Source organism: Tardiphaga sp. 215_C5_N2_1, assembly GCF_052076055.1.
GTDB lineage: Bacteria > Pseudomonadota > Alphaproteobacteria > Rhizobiales > Xanthobacteraceae > Tardiphaga > Tardiphaga robiniae.
The window spans coordinates 1,974,477-1,990,664 of sequence record NZ_CP197240.1 but is presented as its reverse complement, the minus strand read 5'-3'; the positions used below and the strand labels follow the sequence as shown (position 1 = coordinate 1,990,664).

The 16,188-nt window shown below is 60.8% G+C and carries 8 protein-coding genes; all 8 read left to right on the top strand.

Features of this window, described 5'->3' with window-relative positions; translation table 11 throughout:
* A complete protein-coding gene (locus AB7828_RS09475) occupies positions 1–2,166 on the top strand; it encodes a molybdopterin cofactor-binding domain-containing protein (RefSeq protein WP_439083233.1) in 2,166 nt (721 codons plus the stop codon).
* Positions 2,163–2,804, top strand: coding sequence for an Isoquinoline 1-oxidoreductase subunit (locus AB7828_RS09470; protein ID WP_441229992.1), 642 nt, complete (start codon positions 2,163–2,165; stop codon positions 2,802–2,804). Before AB7828_RS09475 ends, AB7828_RS09470 begins: the two co-directional genes overlap by 4 nt.
* A 657-nt stretch (positions 2,805–3,461) precedes the next feature.
* Positions 3,462–3,980, top strand: a complete 519-nt coding sequence (gene rplJ / locus AB7828_RS09465; protein WP_089268275.1) for a 50S ribosomal protein L10 — start codon at positions 3,462–3,464, stop codon at positions 3,978–3,980.
* Between the two features lie 54 nt (positions 3,981–4,034).
* Positions 4,035–4,412 (top strand): 50S ribosomal protein L7/L12, encoded by a 378-nt coding sequence (gene rplL / locus AB7828_RS09460; protein ID WP_089268274.1) that lies wholly within the window; start codon positions 4,035–4,037, stop codon positions 4,410–4,412.
* A gap of 431 nt (positions 4,413–4,843) precedes the next feature.
* A complete protein-coding gene (gene rpoB / locus AB7828_RS09455; RefSeq protein ID WP_089268273.1) occupies positions 4,844–8,959 on the top strand; it encodes a DNA-directed RNA polymerase subunit beta in 4,116 nt (1,371 codons plus the stop codon).
* A gap of 125 nt (positions 8,960–9,084) precedes the next feature.
* Positions 9,085–13,284 (top strand): DNA-directed RNA polymerase subunit beta', encoded by a 4,200-nt coding sequence (gene rpoC / locus AB7828_RS09450; protein ID WP_093762211.1) that lies wholly within the window; start codon positions 9,085–9,087, stop codon positions 13,282–13,284.
* 95 nt (positions 13,285–13,379) lie between these two features.
* Complete coding sequence (locus tag AB7828_RS09445) at positions 13,380–13,841, top strand: GNAT family N-acetyltransferase (protein WP_175365588.1); 462 nt, start codon at positions 13,380–13,382, stop codon at positions 13,839–13,841.
* 267 nt (positions 13,842–14,108) lie between these two features.
* Positions 14,109–16,163: an FAD-dependent oxidoreductase gene (locus AB7828_RS09440; RefSeq protein ID WP_175365589.1), complete on the top strand. Its 2,055-nt coding sequence runs from the start codon at positions 14,109–14,111 to the stop codon at positions 16,161–16,163.
* Positions 16,164–16,188: the final 25 nt, after the last annotated feature.

Sequence of the window (16,188 nt, the reverse complement as noted above, 5' to 3'; positions counted from 1 at the left end):
ATGACCGTTCATGACACCAAACTCTCCCGTCGTACGCTGCTCAAGGGCAGCGCTGGCCTCGTGCTCGGCGCTTACGTTGCCCGTGCCGACAAGTTGTTCGCGCAGGCGGCGGCAAAGCCGTCAGTCAATATCGCGCCGAACACCTTCCTGATCATCAAGCCCGACAGCACCGTCACGGTGCTGTGCAAGGGCATCGAATTCGGGCAGGGACCGTTCACCGGCATGGCGACTTTGGTCGCCGAAGAACTCGACGCGGACTGGGCGCAGATGCGTGCCGATCACGCGCCGTCAAATCCGCAGCTGTACAAGAATCTGGCGTTCGGCATGCAGGGCACCGGTGGCTCGACCGCCATCGCCAATTCCTACATTCAGATGCGACAGGTCGGCGCCGCCGCGCGCCAGATGCTGGTCGCGGCTGCTGCCGATGCGTGGCAGGTGCCGGCAGGCGAGATCACTGTCGATAATGGTGTGATCAAGCATGCGTCAGGCCATGAAGGTCGCTTCGGCGAGTTCGCCGACAAAGCGATGGCCATGCCGGTGCCGGCTGATCCGAAGCTGAAGGACCCGTCGCAGTTCAGGTTGATCGGCAAGGAAGGCGTCGTGAAACGCCTCGACAGCGCCGACAAGACCAATGGCAAGGCCTTCTACACGCTCGATATCAACGAACCGGACATGCTCACGGTGGTCGTGGCGCGTTCGCCGAAATTCGGCGGCAAGGTCGCATCCTTCGATGCGACGGCTGCGAAAGCCGTGGCTGGTGTCGTCGACGTCAAACAGGTGTCGAACGGCGTCGCTGTCTATGCCAAGGGTTTCTGGCCCGCGAAGATGGGCCGCGACGCGCTGAAGATCACCTGGGATGACAGCAAGGCGGAGAAACGTGGCAGTGCCGAACTGCTGCAGCAATTCCGTGGGCTGTCTAAGACGGCCGGCAAACTCGTCAAGGCCGAGGGCAAGTTCGAAGAGTCTATGGCCAAAGGTGGCCGCGTGATCGAGGTTGAATACGTCTTCCCGTATCTGGCCCATGCCGCGATGGAACCGCTCAACGCCTATCTGAAATGGGACGGCGACACCGCCTATGCGCGCTACGGCTGCCAGTTTCCGACGCCGGACCATATGGCGATCTCCAAGGTGCTCGGGCTGCCGATCGAGAAGGTGAAGATCGACGTTCTTCTGGCCGGCGGCAGCTTCGGCCGCCGCGCACAGCAGAGCACGCATCAGGCCATCGAGCTCGCCGAAGTCGCGAAAGCGATCGGACCGGGCAAGCCGGTCAAGCTGGTGTGGACGCGCGAGGACGATATGCGCGGTGGCTATTATCGGCCGTATTGCATCCACCGCATGCGCGGTGCGGTGCGCGACGGCAAGATCGAGGCGTGGAGCGACACCATTGTCTCGCAGTCGATCATGAAGGGCTCCTTCTTCGAGTCCATGATGTTCAAGGACGGCCTGGACCCGACGTCCTATGAAGGCTCGAACGAAATCCCGTACGACGTCGAGAACTTCCGCTGCGACATGCATCAGGTTGATGTCGGCGTGCCCGTGTTGTGGTGGCGCTCGGTGGGCCACACCCACACCGGTTATGTTGTCGAAGCCTTTGTCGATGAACTGCTCGAGGCCGCCGGCAAGGATCCGATCGAAGGCCGGCTTGAACTCCTGAGCAAGAAACCGCGCCATGCGGGCGCGCTGAAGGCCGTCGCCGAACTCGCCGACTGGAAGAACTACAAGGTGCCGGCAGGCCGGGCTCGCGGCGTTGCGGTGGTCGAGAGCTTCAATACCTTCGTCGCGCAGGTGGTCGAACTCTCCATGACCGACGATGGTCCGAAGGTGCACAAAGTGTGGTGCGCGGTGGATTGCGGCGTCGCCGTGAACCCCGACATCATCCGCGCGCAGATGGAAGGTGGCATCGGCTTCGGCCTCGGTCACATCCTCTATGCGGAACAGACGCTGGATGCCGGCGCGCCGGTGTCCGGCAATTTCGACACCTATCGTTCGCTGCGCATCAACGAGATGCCGGAGATCGAAGTGGTCATCGTGAAATCGACCGAGAAGCCATCGGGCGTCGGCGAACCGGGCGTGCCTCCGCTCGGGCCTGCCGTTGCCAACGCGCTGGCGAAACTCGGAGTGGGAAGACCGCGGCAGTTGCCGATCGTACCAGGAGCCTCAGCATGAGCTTGTTTAAGAACTCGATGTTGGCACTGGTCGCCGGCGGTCTCGCGGCGAGTCTCCTCGCATTCGCGGAGCCGAGCTTCCAGGAGGCCGATGCAGCGGTCAGCAATCCGACCAAGCTGCAGTCGGTCTCGGCCTTCGCCAAGATCAAGAACAAGAACGAGCGTGCGGTGGCGCTGTTTACGGAGGCCGGCAAGGTCATCCAGTCGCCGCGCTGCATGAATTGCCATCCGGCCACCGAACGCCCGACCCAGACCGACCGCATGCGGCCGCATATCCCGCTGGTCGTGCGCGGCGAGGGCGGTGTCGGCGCGGCCGGTGGTCTCGCTTGTGCCACCTGTCACCACGAGAACAACTTCGATGCCGCCAACGTCCCCGGCAATCCCAAGTGGGCGCTGGCGCCCATCGAGATGGCCTGGCAGGGCAAGACGCTTGGCCAGATCTGCACCCAGATCAAGGACAAGGAGCGCAATGGCGGCAAGGACATGGCCGCACTTGTGAAGCACATGGCCGAAGACGAACTGGTCGGCTGGGGCTGGCATCCCGGTGGCAACCGAACCCCGGCGCCGGGCACCCAGAAGCAGTTCGGTGAACTGATCAAGGCCTGGGCCGATGCGGGAGCGGCCTGCCCGAAGGGGTAATGTAATCAGAAGTGGAGCCGGTTCAGCCGGTTCCACTTTTGCGCTCTGGGCGCCCTGAACGGCCCCCTTGCAGAAAAGATGCCACATCGGCATTTCGCGCTTGGCAACACGAAAAAGACTCGTTAAACAACCGTTTCCGGGCGTGCTGGCTGGTAGCTGGCGCGTCTGTGTTCGCACTCCGACAACCCACATCGCAGGAGACTTTTCCTTTCAGGCTGTCCATACGGATCGCTCGACGGGGATGGGACGCGCGACGCGGATTTGAGGAAGGCGGGCAGGGGTCACCAATAGGCCGGATGATGGCTTATCGATGATCCTGAATCCTGTCCGAGACTGCTGGCGCCTTAGATAAACGCAAGTTTCATCAACGGCTTAATCGTAAAACTTGATGCAGCCAGCATAGACGGGTGAAGACTGGATTTCGCCAATGTCGTTTTGTGCGACATGACGCGTATTTGGTTCGAACCTCGACACCCCGCGCCAATGCTGGTTCGCCAGGACGGTTCGGGAGGGCAGGCTATCATATCGTCTCGCCCGACGTGTCTTTAGACCATGTGTTTTAACGAGCATGGGTCTTGAGGTCAGGTTCAGGTGGGACGGTGGGTGTAACCCGGCGGTCCTATCTCGATAGAGGCCGCCAACCGGAGAGAGCTTGCTGTGGAAAGAGCGGCTAAAAAGGACGCGGTCGACGCGCTGAACGGGGTCTTCAAGACCACCAGCGTTGCGGTCGTCGCCCATTATTCCGGCCTCACCGTTGCCCAGATGCAGAACCTGCGTTCGCAGATGAAGCTGGCTGGCGCCTCGGTGAAGGTCTCGAAGAACCGTCTCGCCAAAATTGCTCTTGAAGGCACGGATGTTGCTGCCATCGGTTCCCTGTTGAAGGGCCCGACTGTGATCGCCACTTCGGACGATCCGGTAGCTGCGCCGAAGGTTGCCGTCGAATTTGCCAAGGCGAACGAGAAGTTCGTCATCCTTGGCGGCTCGATGGGTAAAACCGTCCTGAACGTCGACAGCGTCAAGGCCTTGGCCGCGCTGCCCTCGCTCGACGAACTGCGCGCGAAGATCCTCGGCCTCCTTGTGGCGCCGGCGACCAAGATCGCTCAGCTCTCGACAGCTCCCGCGGCGAAGCTCGCGCGTGTTGTTCAGGCCTATGCCTCAAAGAGCGAAGCGGCCTGACGCCCTTCGCATTCAAACCCTGGTTCGAACCAAATACGCTTAAGGAAATAGACAATGGCTGACCTACAGAAAATCGTTGACGATCTCTCGAGCCTGACCGTGCTCGAAGCTGCCGACCTCGCCAAGATGCTCGAAGAAAAGTGGGGCGTTTCGGCTGCTGCTGCTGTTGCAGTTGCTGGTCCGGCTGCTGGCGGCGGCGGTGCTGCTGCTGCTGAAGAAAAGACCGAGTTCACAGTCGTTTTGGCTTCGGCCGGCGACAAGAAGATCGAAGTCATCAAGGAAGTCCGTGCGATCACGGGTCTTGGCCTCAAGGAAGCCAAGGACCTGGTCGAAGGCGCTCCGAAGCCCGTCAAGGAAGGCGTTGCCAAGGACGAAGCCGAGAAGATCAAGGGGCAGCTCGAGAAGGCTGGCGCGAAGGTCGAACTCAAGTAAGGCCCTTTATGGGTTCCATCTGGAGGGCGGCCATTTGGTCGCCCTCTGGGCCGGAACTCGATGGACTACACAGGAATGTGTGGGGATGCGCTGGGAACCACCCTCGAATCTCCATGATTGCCATCCCATATCGGGACGGCAGCACGAAAAACACGGTCTGACAGCGGAAACGGCGACGTTTCCGGTTAAGCCGTTGGGAGATGGGCAATTTTCGGGCTTTTCGGTCCGTAGCTAGACGGTTTGGACGGGCGAGATGCAGTCGGGCATCGCGCACGTCGTTTTGCGTTCTGCGATTCAAATGCTCGGGGGAGGGATTTTGTTCCTCACATTGGGCGCTGAATTCGGAACGTTCTTGGAAATTCAACCCGGAGGCGATGGCAGTCGCGCTCTGGAAGGTTCGCCCCTTTCGGGCGACGCAATGAGAGGCCACGATGGGTCAGCAGACGTTCACAGGTCGCAAGCGCGTTCGCAAGTTCTTCGGTCATATTAAAGAAGTCGCAGAGATGCCGAACCTCATCGAGGTTCAGAAGGCGTCCTACGACCAGTTCCTGATGGTCGATGAGCCGACCGGCGGTCGCCTCGACGAAGGTCTGCAGGCTGTTTTCCGTTCGGTGTTTCCGATCTCGGATTTCTCGGGCACCTCGATGCTGGAATTCGTGCGCTACGAATTCGAGCCGCCGAAATATGACGTCGATGAGTGCCGCCAGCGCGGCATGACCTATGCTGCGCCGCTGAAGGTGACGCTGCGCCTGATCGTGTTCGATATCGACGAAGAAACCGGCGCCAAGTCCGTCAAGGACATTAAGGAGCAGGACGTCTACATGGGCGATATCCCGCTCATGACCATGAACGGCACCTTCGTCGTCAACGGCACCGAGCGCGTCATCGTCTCGCAGATGCATCGTTCGCCGGGCGTGTTCTTCGACCACGACAAGGGCAAGACCCATTCGTCGGGCAAGCTGCTGTTCGCTGCCCGCGTGATCCCGTATCGCGGTTCCTGGCTGGACATCGAGTTCGACGCCAAGGACATCGTGTTCGCGCGTATCGACCGTCGCCGCAAGATTCCGGTGACGTCGCTGATGTTCGCGCTGGGTCTGGACGGCGAAGAGATTCTCTCGACGTTCTACAAGAAGATCCAGTTCAAGAAGATCAAGGAAGGCTGGCGCGTTCCGTTCGACGCCACCCGTTTCCGTGGCTACTCCACCGTCAACGACCTGATCGATGCCGACACCGGCAAGGTCGTGCTCGAAGCCGGCAAGAAGCTCACCGTGCGCGCTGCCCGTCAGCTCGCCGAGAAGGGCCTCAAGGCGCTGCGTCTGACCGACGAAGAGCTGGTCGGCAACTATCTCGCCGAGGACCTCGTCAACGTGAAGACCGGTGAAATCTACGCCGAAGCCGGCGAGGAAATCACCGAGAAGTCGCTGAAGGCGCTGAACGAGGAGGGCTACAAGGAACTCCCGCTGCTCGACATCGACCACGTCAATATCGGTGCCTATATCCGCAACACGCTTTCGGCAGACAAGAACCTGACGCGTGAAGACGCGCTGTTCGACATCTATCGCGTGATGCGTCCGGGCGAGCCGCCGACGCTCGAATCCGCGCAGAACATGTTCCAGTCGCTGTTCTTCGACAGTGAGCGTTACGATCTCTCGGCCGTGGGCCGTGTGAAGATGAACATGCGCCTCGAACTCGATGCGCCGGATACCCATCGCACGCTGCGCAAGGAAGACATCCTCGCCGTCATCAAGACGCTGGTGGACCTGCGTGACGGCAAGGGCGAAATCGACGACATCGACCATCTCGGCAACCGCCGTGTGCGTTCGGTCGGCGAGCTGATGGAAAATCAGTATCGCGTCGGCCTGCTGCGCATGGAGCGCGCCATCAAGGAACGTATGTCGTCCGTCGACATCGACACCGTGATGCCGCAGGACCTGATCAACGCGAAGCCCGCGGCTGCCGCTGTGCGCGAGTTCTTCGGTTCGTCGCAGCTGTCGCAGTTCATGGACCAGACCAACCCGCTCTCGGAAATCACCCACAAGCGTCGCCTTTCGGCGCTTGGCCCGGGCGGTCTGACCCGCGAGCGCGCCGGCTTCGAAGTCCGCGACGTGCATCCGACCCATTACGGCCGTATCTGCCCGATTGAGACGCCGGAAGGCCCGAACATCGGTCTGATCAACTCGCTCGCCACCTTCGCGCGCGTCAACAAGTACGGTTTCGTCGAGACCCCTTACCGCAAGGTCAAGGACGGTCGCGTCACCGATGAGGTCGTGTACTTGTCGGCGATGGAAGAGGGCCGCTACTCGGTCGCGCAGGCGAACGTGTCGCTCGACGCCAAGGGCAAGTTCACCGAAGACATGATCATCTGCCGTCACGCCGGCGACGTGTTGCCGCTGCCGGCTGACAAGGTCGACTACATGGACGTGTCGCCGAAGCAGCTCGTTTCGGTCGCTGCGGCGCTGATCCCGTTCCTCGAGAACGACGACGCCAACCGCGCGCTGATGGGCTCGAACATGCAGCGTCAGGCCGTGCCTCTGGTGCGCGCTGAAGCGCCGTTCGTCGGTACCGGCATGGAGGCCGTCGTGGCCCGCGATTCCGGTGCTGCGATCGCTGCCCGCCGCTCGGGTGTCATCGACCAGATCGACGCAACCCGCGTGGTTATCCGCGCGACCGAAGATCTCGATCCGACCAAGTCGGGCGTCGATATCTATCGTCTGATGAAGTACCAGCGTTCGAACCAGTCGACCTGTATCAACCAGCGTCCGCTGGTGAAGGTTGGCGACATCATTCGCAAGGGCGACATCATTGCCGACGGTCCGTCGACCGATCTCGGTGAACTCGCACTCGGCCGTAACGTGCTCGTCGCGTTCATGCCGTGGAATGGCTACAACTTCGAAGACTCGATCCTCCTCTCGGAGCGGATCGTGAAGGAAGACGTCTTCACCTCGATCCACATCGAGGAATTCGAAGTGATGGCCCGCGACACCAAGCTCGGCCCTGAGGAAATCACCCGCGACATTCCGAACGTGTCGGAAGAAGCGCTGAAGAACCTCGACGAAGCCGGCATCGTCTATATCGGCGCTGAAGTCCGCGCCGGCGACATCCTGGTCGGCAAGATCACGCCGAAGGGCGAAAGCCCGATGACGCCGGAAGAAAAGCTTCTGCGCGCCATCTTCGGTGAGAAGGCGTCGGACGTTCGCGACACCTCGCTCCGCGTCCCTCCGGGCGTGCAGGGCACGATCGTCGAAGTCCGCGTGTTCAACCGGCACGGCGTCGACAAGGACGAACGTGCGCTGGCGATCGAGCGGGAAGAAATCGAACGTCTCGCCAAGGACCGTGACGACGAACAGGCCATCCTGGATCGTAACGTCTACGGCCGTCTGGCTGATCTTCTGGAGAACAAGGTCGGCATCGCCGGTCCGAAGGGCTTCAAGAAGGACGGCAAGATCACGCGCGCCGTGCTCGACGAAAATCCGCGGTCGCAGTGGTGGATGTTCGCCACCGCGAACGACAAGCTGATGACCGAAATCGAAGCGATGCGAAAGCAGTACGACGAATCGAAGAAGGGCCTTGAACAGCGCTTCCTCGACAAGGTCGAGAAGCTGCAGCGTGGCGACGAACTGCCGCCAGGCGTGATGAAGATGGTCAAGGTCTTCGTCGCGGTGAAGCGCAAGATCCAGCCCGGCGACAAGATGGCCGGACGTCACGGCAACAAGGGCGTGGTGTCGAAGATCGTTCCGATCGAAGACATGCCGTTCCTTGAAGACGGTACGCATGCGGACATCGTGCTGAACCCGCTCGGCGTGCCGTCGCGCATGAACGTCGGTCAGATCTTGGAGACGCATCTCGGCTGGGCCTGCGCAGGCATGGGCAAGAAGATCGGTCAGACCATCGACGCCTACTACCAGAAGCAGGATCTGAAGCCGCTGCGCGACACCCTGAAGAAGGTTTACGGCGAAGACGAAGTCATCAAGTCGCTGAACGACACCGAGCTGCTTGAACTGGCGCGTAACCTGAAGCCCGGCGTGCCGATTGCGACGCCGGTGTTCGACGGTGCGAAGGAAGCCGACATCGAAGAGATGTTGAAGATGGCTGGCTTCGACGCATCCGGTCAGTCCACCGTCTATGACGGCCGGACCGGCGACCAGTTCGATCGCAAGGTGACCGTGGGCTACATCTACATGCTCAAGCTTCACCATCTCGTGGACGACAAGATCCACGCGCGTTCGATCGGTCCGTACTCGCTCGTCACGCAGCAGCCGCTGGGTGGTAAGGCGCAGTTCGGCGGCCAGCGCTTCGGTGAAATGGAAGTGTGGGCGCTCGAGGCTTATGGCGCGGCGTACACGCTCCAGGAAATGCTGACGGTGAAGTCGGACGACGTCGCAGGCCGTACCAAGGTCTACGAGGCGATCGTGCGCGGCGACGACACGTTCGAGGCCGGTATCCCGGAATCGTTCAACGTGCTGGTCAAGGAAATGCGCTCGCTCGGCCTCAACGTCGACCTGCACAATTCCAAGCTGCCGGGGCCGACCTCCGAAGCTGCCGAGTAAGAACAAGCGTTACGCCCGGCCTGATGGCCGGGCGTCCGCACCCAGCCGGGACGTGGGGCAGGGTGTGTGGCTCTAAAGAATTTCGAATTTGCTGCTGATGGCGATCGGCACGCGAGGAGAAGACGATGAACCAAGAAATTATGAATCTCTTCAATCCGACGACTCCGGCTCAGGTCTTCGACCAGATCCGGATCTCGATTGCGTCCCCGGAGAAGATTCTGTCGTGGTCCTACGGCGAGATCAAGAAGCCGGAAACCATCAATTACCGTACCTTCAAGCCCGAGCGCGACGGCCTGTTCTGCGCCCGCATCTTCGGGCCCATCAAGGATTACGAGTGCTTGTGCGGCAAGTACAAGCGCATGAAGTACAAGGGCATCATCTGCGAGAAGTGCTCGGTCGAAGTGACCCTGTCGCGCGTCAGACGCGAGCGCATGGGCCACATCGAACTGGCTGCTCCGGTCGCGCACATCTGGTTCCTGAAGTCGTTGCCGTCGCGCATCGGCCAGTTGCTGGACATGACGCTCAAGGATCTCGAGCGCATCCTGTATTTCGAATACTACGTCGTTCTCGAGCCGGGTCTCACCGCGCTCAAGGACCGTCAGCTGCTGTCTGAAGAAGAATATCTGAAGGCGCAGGACGAATACGGCCAGGACTCGTTCACCGCGATGATCGGTGCCGAGGCGATCCGTGAACTGTTGAAGGGGCTGGAGCTCGAGAAGCTCGACGAGCAGCTGCGCGTCGAGATGAAGGAGACCGAATCCGACATCAAGCACAAGAAGCTCGCCAAGCGCCTGAAGATCGTCGAGGCTTTCCGCTATTCCGGCAACAAGCCGGAATGGATGATCCTCACGGTGGTGCCGGTGATCCCGCCGGATCTGCGTCCGCTGGTGCCGCTCGATGGCGGCCGCTTCGCGACGTCGGATCTGAACGATCTGTATCGCCGCGTCATCAACCGTAACAACCGCTTGAAGCGTCTGATGGAGCTCCGCGCGCCGGACATCATCATCCGCAACGAAAAGCGCATGCTGCAGGAGGCCGTCGACGCACTGTTCGACAACGGCCGCCGTGGCCGTGTCATCACCGGCGCCAACAAGCGTCCGCTGAAGTCGCTGGCCGACATGCTGAAGGGCAAGCAGGGTCGTTTCCGTCAGAACCTGCTCGGCAAGCGCGTCGACTATTCGGGCCGTTCGGTCATCGTCGTCGGTCCGGAGCTGCGTTTGCATCAGTGCGGCCTGCCGAAGAAGATGGCGCTCGAACTGTTCAAGCCGTTCATCTATTCGCGTCTCGACGCCAAGGGTCTGTCCACCACGGTGAAGCAGGCGAAGAAGCTCGTTGAAAAAGAACGTCCCGAGGTCTGGGACATTCTCGACGAGGTCATTCGCGAGCATCCCGTGCTGCTGAACCGCGCGCCGACGCTGCATCGTCTGGGCATCCAGGCGTTCGAGCCGGTGCTGATCGAAGGCAAGGCGATCCAGCTGCATCCGCTGGTCTGCTCGGCCTTCAACGCCGACTTCGACGGCGACCAGATGGCCGTGCACGTTCCGCTGTCGCTTGAAGCGCAGCTGGAAGCGCGCGTCCTGATGATGTCGACCAACAACATCCTGCATCCTGCGAACGGTCAGCCGATCATCGTGCCGTCGCAGGACATCGTGCTGGGTCTGTACTACCTATCGACCATGCGTGCGGGTCTCCCGGGCGAAAACAAGCTGTATCGTGAGATGGCGGAGATCGAGCATGCGCTGCATGCAAAGGTCATCCACCTCCACACCAAGATCAAATACAGCTGGTCCGGTCTCGATGCGGACGGCAAGCCGGTCACGCGCATGGTGGAAACCACTGCCGGTCGTGCGATGCTCGGTCAGGTTCTGCCGAAGTCGCCGAAGATGCCTTTCGACGTCATCAACAAGCTGATGACCAAGAAGGAAATCTCGGGCGTCATCGATCAGGTCTATCGTCACTGCGGTCAGAAAGAGACCGTGATCTTCTGCGATCGCATCATGGCGCTCGGCTTCTACAACGCGTTCAAGGCCGGCATCTCGTTCGGCAAGGACGACATGGTCGTGCCGGGTTCGAAGTGGAAGATCGTCGACGCCACCCGTGCGTTCGCGAAGGACTTCGAACAGCAGTACAATGACGGTCTGATCACCCACGGTGAGAAGTACAACAAGGTCGTCGACGCCTGGTCGAAGGCGGGTGAAGAAGTCGCCAAGGAGATGATGAAAGAAATCTCCTCGGTGAAGAGGAATGCGGCGGGTGAAGAAGCCCAGATCAACTCGATCTACATGATGGCGCATTCCGGTGCCCGTGGTTCGCCGGCCCAGATGCGTCAGCTCGGTGGTATGCGCGGCCTGATGGCCAAGCCGTCGGGCGAGATCATCGAAACGCCGATCATCTCGAACTTCAAGGAAGGTCTGTCGGTTCTCGAATACTTCAACTCGACCCACGGCGCTCGTAAGGGCCTCGCGGACACCGCGTTGAAGACCGCGAACTCGGGCTATCTGACCCGCCGTCTCGTCGACGTGGCGCAGGACTGCATCATCACGCAGACCGATTGCGGCACCAATCTCGGCATCAAGATGCGTGCCATCATCGACTCAGGTTCGGTGGTCGCATCGCTGGCGTCGCGTATCCTCGGTCGTTCGGCCTGCGAAGACATTCGCGATCCCGCGACCAACAAGGTGCTGATCAAGCGCAACACGCTGATGGAAGAGAAGGACGTCGATCTGCTCCAGCAGGCCGGCATCCAGGAAGTGAAGATCCGTTCGGCTCTCACTTGCGAACTGGTCAACGGCATCTGCGGCACCTGCTACGGCCGCGATCTGGCCCGTGGCACGCCCGTCAACCACGGTGAGGCCGTCGGCGTCATCGCGGCGCAGTCGATCGGCGAGCCCGGCACGCAGCTGACGATGCGTACCTTCCACATCGGCGGCGCGGCGCAGCTCAACGAGCAGTCGGTGATCGAGTCGAACTTCGACGGCAAGATCACGATCAAGAACGAGAACATCGCCAAGAACGGCGAAGGCCACATGGTTGCAATGGTGCGCAACATGGTCATCGCCATCTCTGACGCCGATGGCACCGAGCGTGCGACGTATCGTATCCAGTACGGTGCTCGCGTTCACGTGGCCAACGGCGACATGATCAAGCGTGGCCAGCGTATCGCGGAATGGGATCCGTATTCCCGTCCGCTGCTGACTGAAGTCGACGGCACGATCGGGTTCGAGGACCTGATCGACGGCCAGTCGATTACGGAAACGCTCGACGAGTCCACCGGTATCGCCAAGCGCGTCGTTACCGATTGGCGTTCGTCGCGTGGCGGTGCGGACTTGCGTCCGGCTATCGTCATCAAGGGCAAGGACGGCAAGGTCCTCAAGCTCGCACGTGGCGGCGACGCCCGTTACATGCTGTCGCCCGACGCCATTCTGTCGGTCGACGTCGATGCCAAGGTGACCTCGGGCGACATTCTTGCCCGTGTCTCGATGGAAAGCGCGAAGACGCGTGACATCACCGGCGGTCTGCCGCGGGTGGCCGAACTGTTCGAGGCGCGCAAGCCGAAGGACGCAGCGATCATCGCGGAAATCGGCGGCACCATCCGCTTTGGACGCGACTACAAGAACAAGCGTCGCATCTCGATCGAGCCGCTCGACAAGAACGAGGAGACCCGCGAGTACCTCATTCCGAAGGGTAAGCAGATCCATCTGCAGGACGGCGACATCGTCGAAAAGGGCGATTACATCGTCGAAGGCAATCCGGCGCCGCACGACATTCTGGCGATCAAGGGCATCGAGGAACTCGCTGCCTATCTGGTCAACGAAATCCAGGAAGTTTACCGGTTGCAGGGCGTGCTCATCAACGACAAGCACATCGAAGTGATTGTCCGTCAGATGCTGCAGAAGGTCGAGATTACCGATCAGGGCGAGACCGACATGATCTCGGGCGAGCAGATCGACAAGATCGAGTTCGACGCGCTGAACCTGAAGGCGAAGGAAGAAGGCAAGAAGATCGCGACCGGAAACCCTGTGCTGCTGGGCATCACCAAGGCCAGCTTGCAGACCCGTTCGTTCTTCTCGGCAGCGTCGTTCCAGGAGACCACGCGCGTGCTCACCGAAGCTGCCGTCAACGGCAAGGTGGACCCGCTCGAAGGCCTCAAGGAAAACGTCATTGTTGGCCGCCTGATCCCGGCCGGTACTGGCGCCTCGATGGCGAAGATCCGCGAAGTCGCAATGAAGCGCGACAAGATGATCCTCGACGAGCGCGAGAAGCAGGCGGCGATCGTGCCGTCGGCTCCGGCAGAAGAACCGCTGATGCTGCCGTCGGCCGAGTAATCGGGCCGGGCAGACTTAAGAAACGAAAGGGCCGGCGCAAGCTGGCCCTTTCTCGTTTTGATCTGTTCATTCGGTTGGAAACAGAGAGCGGTCAGATGACATGCGATATTCGGCCGGCTCAAGCCGGCGATGCGGCAGATATCAGCCGCGTCATCATCCGCGCGCTGCGTGAAACCAATGCGAAGGATTACACGCCCGATATCATCGCGCGCGTTGAACTCAGTTTCAGCTCGGCGGCTGTCGAACGATTGATCGACCAGCGCGATGTGTTCGTTGCCGAGATGGACAATCGTGTTGTCGGCACGGCGAGCCTGGATGGGCAGACCCTGCGGACCATGTTCGTCTTGCCGGACGTGCAAGGGCGCGGCATCGGCCGTTTGCTGGTGCAGCGGATCGAGAGGGTCGCCCGCGAACGACAGCTTGCGATTCTGACGGTTCCGGCGACGGTCACCGCAGAGGCTTTTTACGCGAGACTGGGCTTCACGGCCGTTCGCGAGGCCTATCACGGTGAGGAGCGGACCATCGTCATGGAGCGTGTCTTGTCGCCGACCAACTGACCTGCCACTGCAGATCACATCAATGCCATGGAAAAGGCCGGCGAAAGCCGGCCTTTTTCGCGTCTGACGTGTGTTGCGGCGCACTACATGCTTTTGTTCATCTTTCCTTCAGCTGAAAAATGTTTTCACTTGGAGGGGGTTAGCGCGAGTCGACGGGGTCGACGGGCCAGCCTTGCAGCGTCAGCGGATTCCGCTTTGGCTGGGAATACGTTACATCGACCGTTGCCGGATATTGCCGCCGGCAAACACGACGCGTGAAAGAAACCTATGCTTGATCTTGCAATTGTTGGTGGTGGTCCAGGCGGCCTGATGAGCGCCTGGTATCTCAAGAAGAAGCTCGGCGATCTCTGTCGTGTCACCATCTACGAGGCGTCCGACCGCGTCGGCGGCAAGATTCTCACGCGCAAGTTCGATACAGCGCCGGCCATGTACGAAGCTGGCGTTGCGGAAATCTACGATTACTCGATGACGGGGCCGGATCCGCTGCGCGAGTTGATCCAGCATTTCGGCCTGCAGACCATTCCGATGGATGCCGAGCAGGTGCAGCTCGACGGCGAGCTGCTCAACGACGTGCCGGGCATGCGCAAGAAATACGGCGCCAAGACCGCAGCCGCCATTGAAGCCTTCCGCAAGAAGTGCGCGAGCATGGTGTCGCCGATCGAATATTACGAAGGCGTCGGTTCGCACGACAACGAACACCCATGGGCATGGATAAATGCCGAGGAGCTGCTTGATAAGGAAGTCAGCGATCCCATTGCCAAGCGCTTCCTGAAGGTGATGGCGCGCTCCGACATCGCGACCGAGACGCACAACACCAACGGCCTCAATGCGCTGAAGAACTTCGTGATGGATGTCGATGGCTATATCGGCCTCTATTCGATCCAGAACGGCAACGAGCAGCTGATTTCCTGCCTGCAGTCGGAAGTCGATGCCGACATCCGGCTCAATCACCGTGTGCTCAAGGTCGGCAAGACCGAGCAGGGCCGCTATCAGCTCGACATGATGAATGGCAAGGGGCCGGACACCCGCGACTTCGATCTCGTGGTGATGTGCCTGCCGCATTCATGGCTGGCGACCATGCGCTGGGACGGCGAGCAGCTGCGCAAGTCGATGGTCAAGCACGTCGCTTACTTTGACCGCCCGGCGCATTATCTCCGGATCTCGCTGCTGTTCGACACGCCGTTCTGGGGCGAGCAGATTCCCGGCGCCTGGTTCATGTCGGAAGCCTTTGGCGGCTGCTGTGTCTATAACGAGGGCGCCCGCCACGATGTAGGCAAGCACGGCGTGCTGAACTGGCTGGTGCCAGGCTCCGACGCGCTGGCCTTTGCCAACCTCACAGACGATGAGTTGATCGATGCCGCGCTGAAGTCGTTGCCGGTCTCGTTTGGCGATGCGCGCGAGCATCTGCTGGAAGGCAAGATCCATCGCTGGCTGTCGTCGGTCAATGCGATCCCCGGCGGCATGCCGGTGCGCGACGTCATGACCAATCACCGGCCGGAGCCGAAGGATCATCCGGGCCTCGTTGTGGTCGGCGACTATCTGTTCGACTCGACGCTGAACGGTCTGCTCGACTCCTCGGATGCGGCCACCGACATCATCCTCACCGAGATGATGCGCCTGCGCCGCGCGCAGGGTCAGAATGGTACGACGATCTCCGACAAGATCGATCGCGACTATTTCCAGAATTATCGCGGCGTCGGTCCCTACAGCGAGGTCTGGAGCCAGTTTACCGACCCGGCCTATCTGACAAATCTCATCAAGATCGTCTGGGGCCGCGCCAAGGGCTACAAGCTGCTGGTCGCCGGCTCGGCATCAGGCGAACTGGTCGGCGCGCTGCGTGCCAGGGGCATCGACGCCTGGGGTGTCGAGAACAACAAGGCGATCCACGCCAGGACGCCAAAGGCGCTGCAGAAGTTCAACAAACTCGGATCGATCACCGATCTGCCCTTCAAGGCTGGGCAGTTCGATTTCGTATTCGAGACCAGCCTGTGTCACGTGAGCGACAAGCAGGTGGTGACGGCCGTGCAGGAGCTCAACCGCGTCGTGAAGACCGGCCTTGTCTTCGGCTCGGTCACGTCTGACATGGCGCCGGCGGTGATCGATCGCTACGACCTGCTGCGCGGCGTCAAGAAGCTCGGCACCTGGTGGGAGTGGTCGGAACTGTTCTTCGGCAATGGCTTCGACCTGTCGATGCATCGCCGCGACTGCACCGAGGCGGTGTGGGAAGCCACACTGGCCGCCGGCAAGGGACCGGGCCACTGGTATGCCGACGCGGACAGCCTGCGTTACTCGTTCTTCGACAAGGTCGATGCCGAGGATTGATCTTTGGCATCGGCCTTCGGTTGCT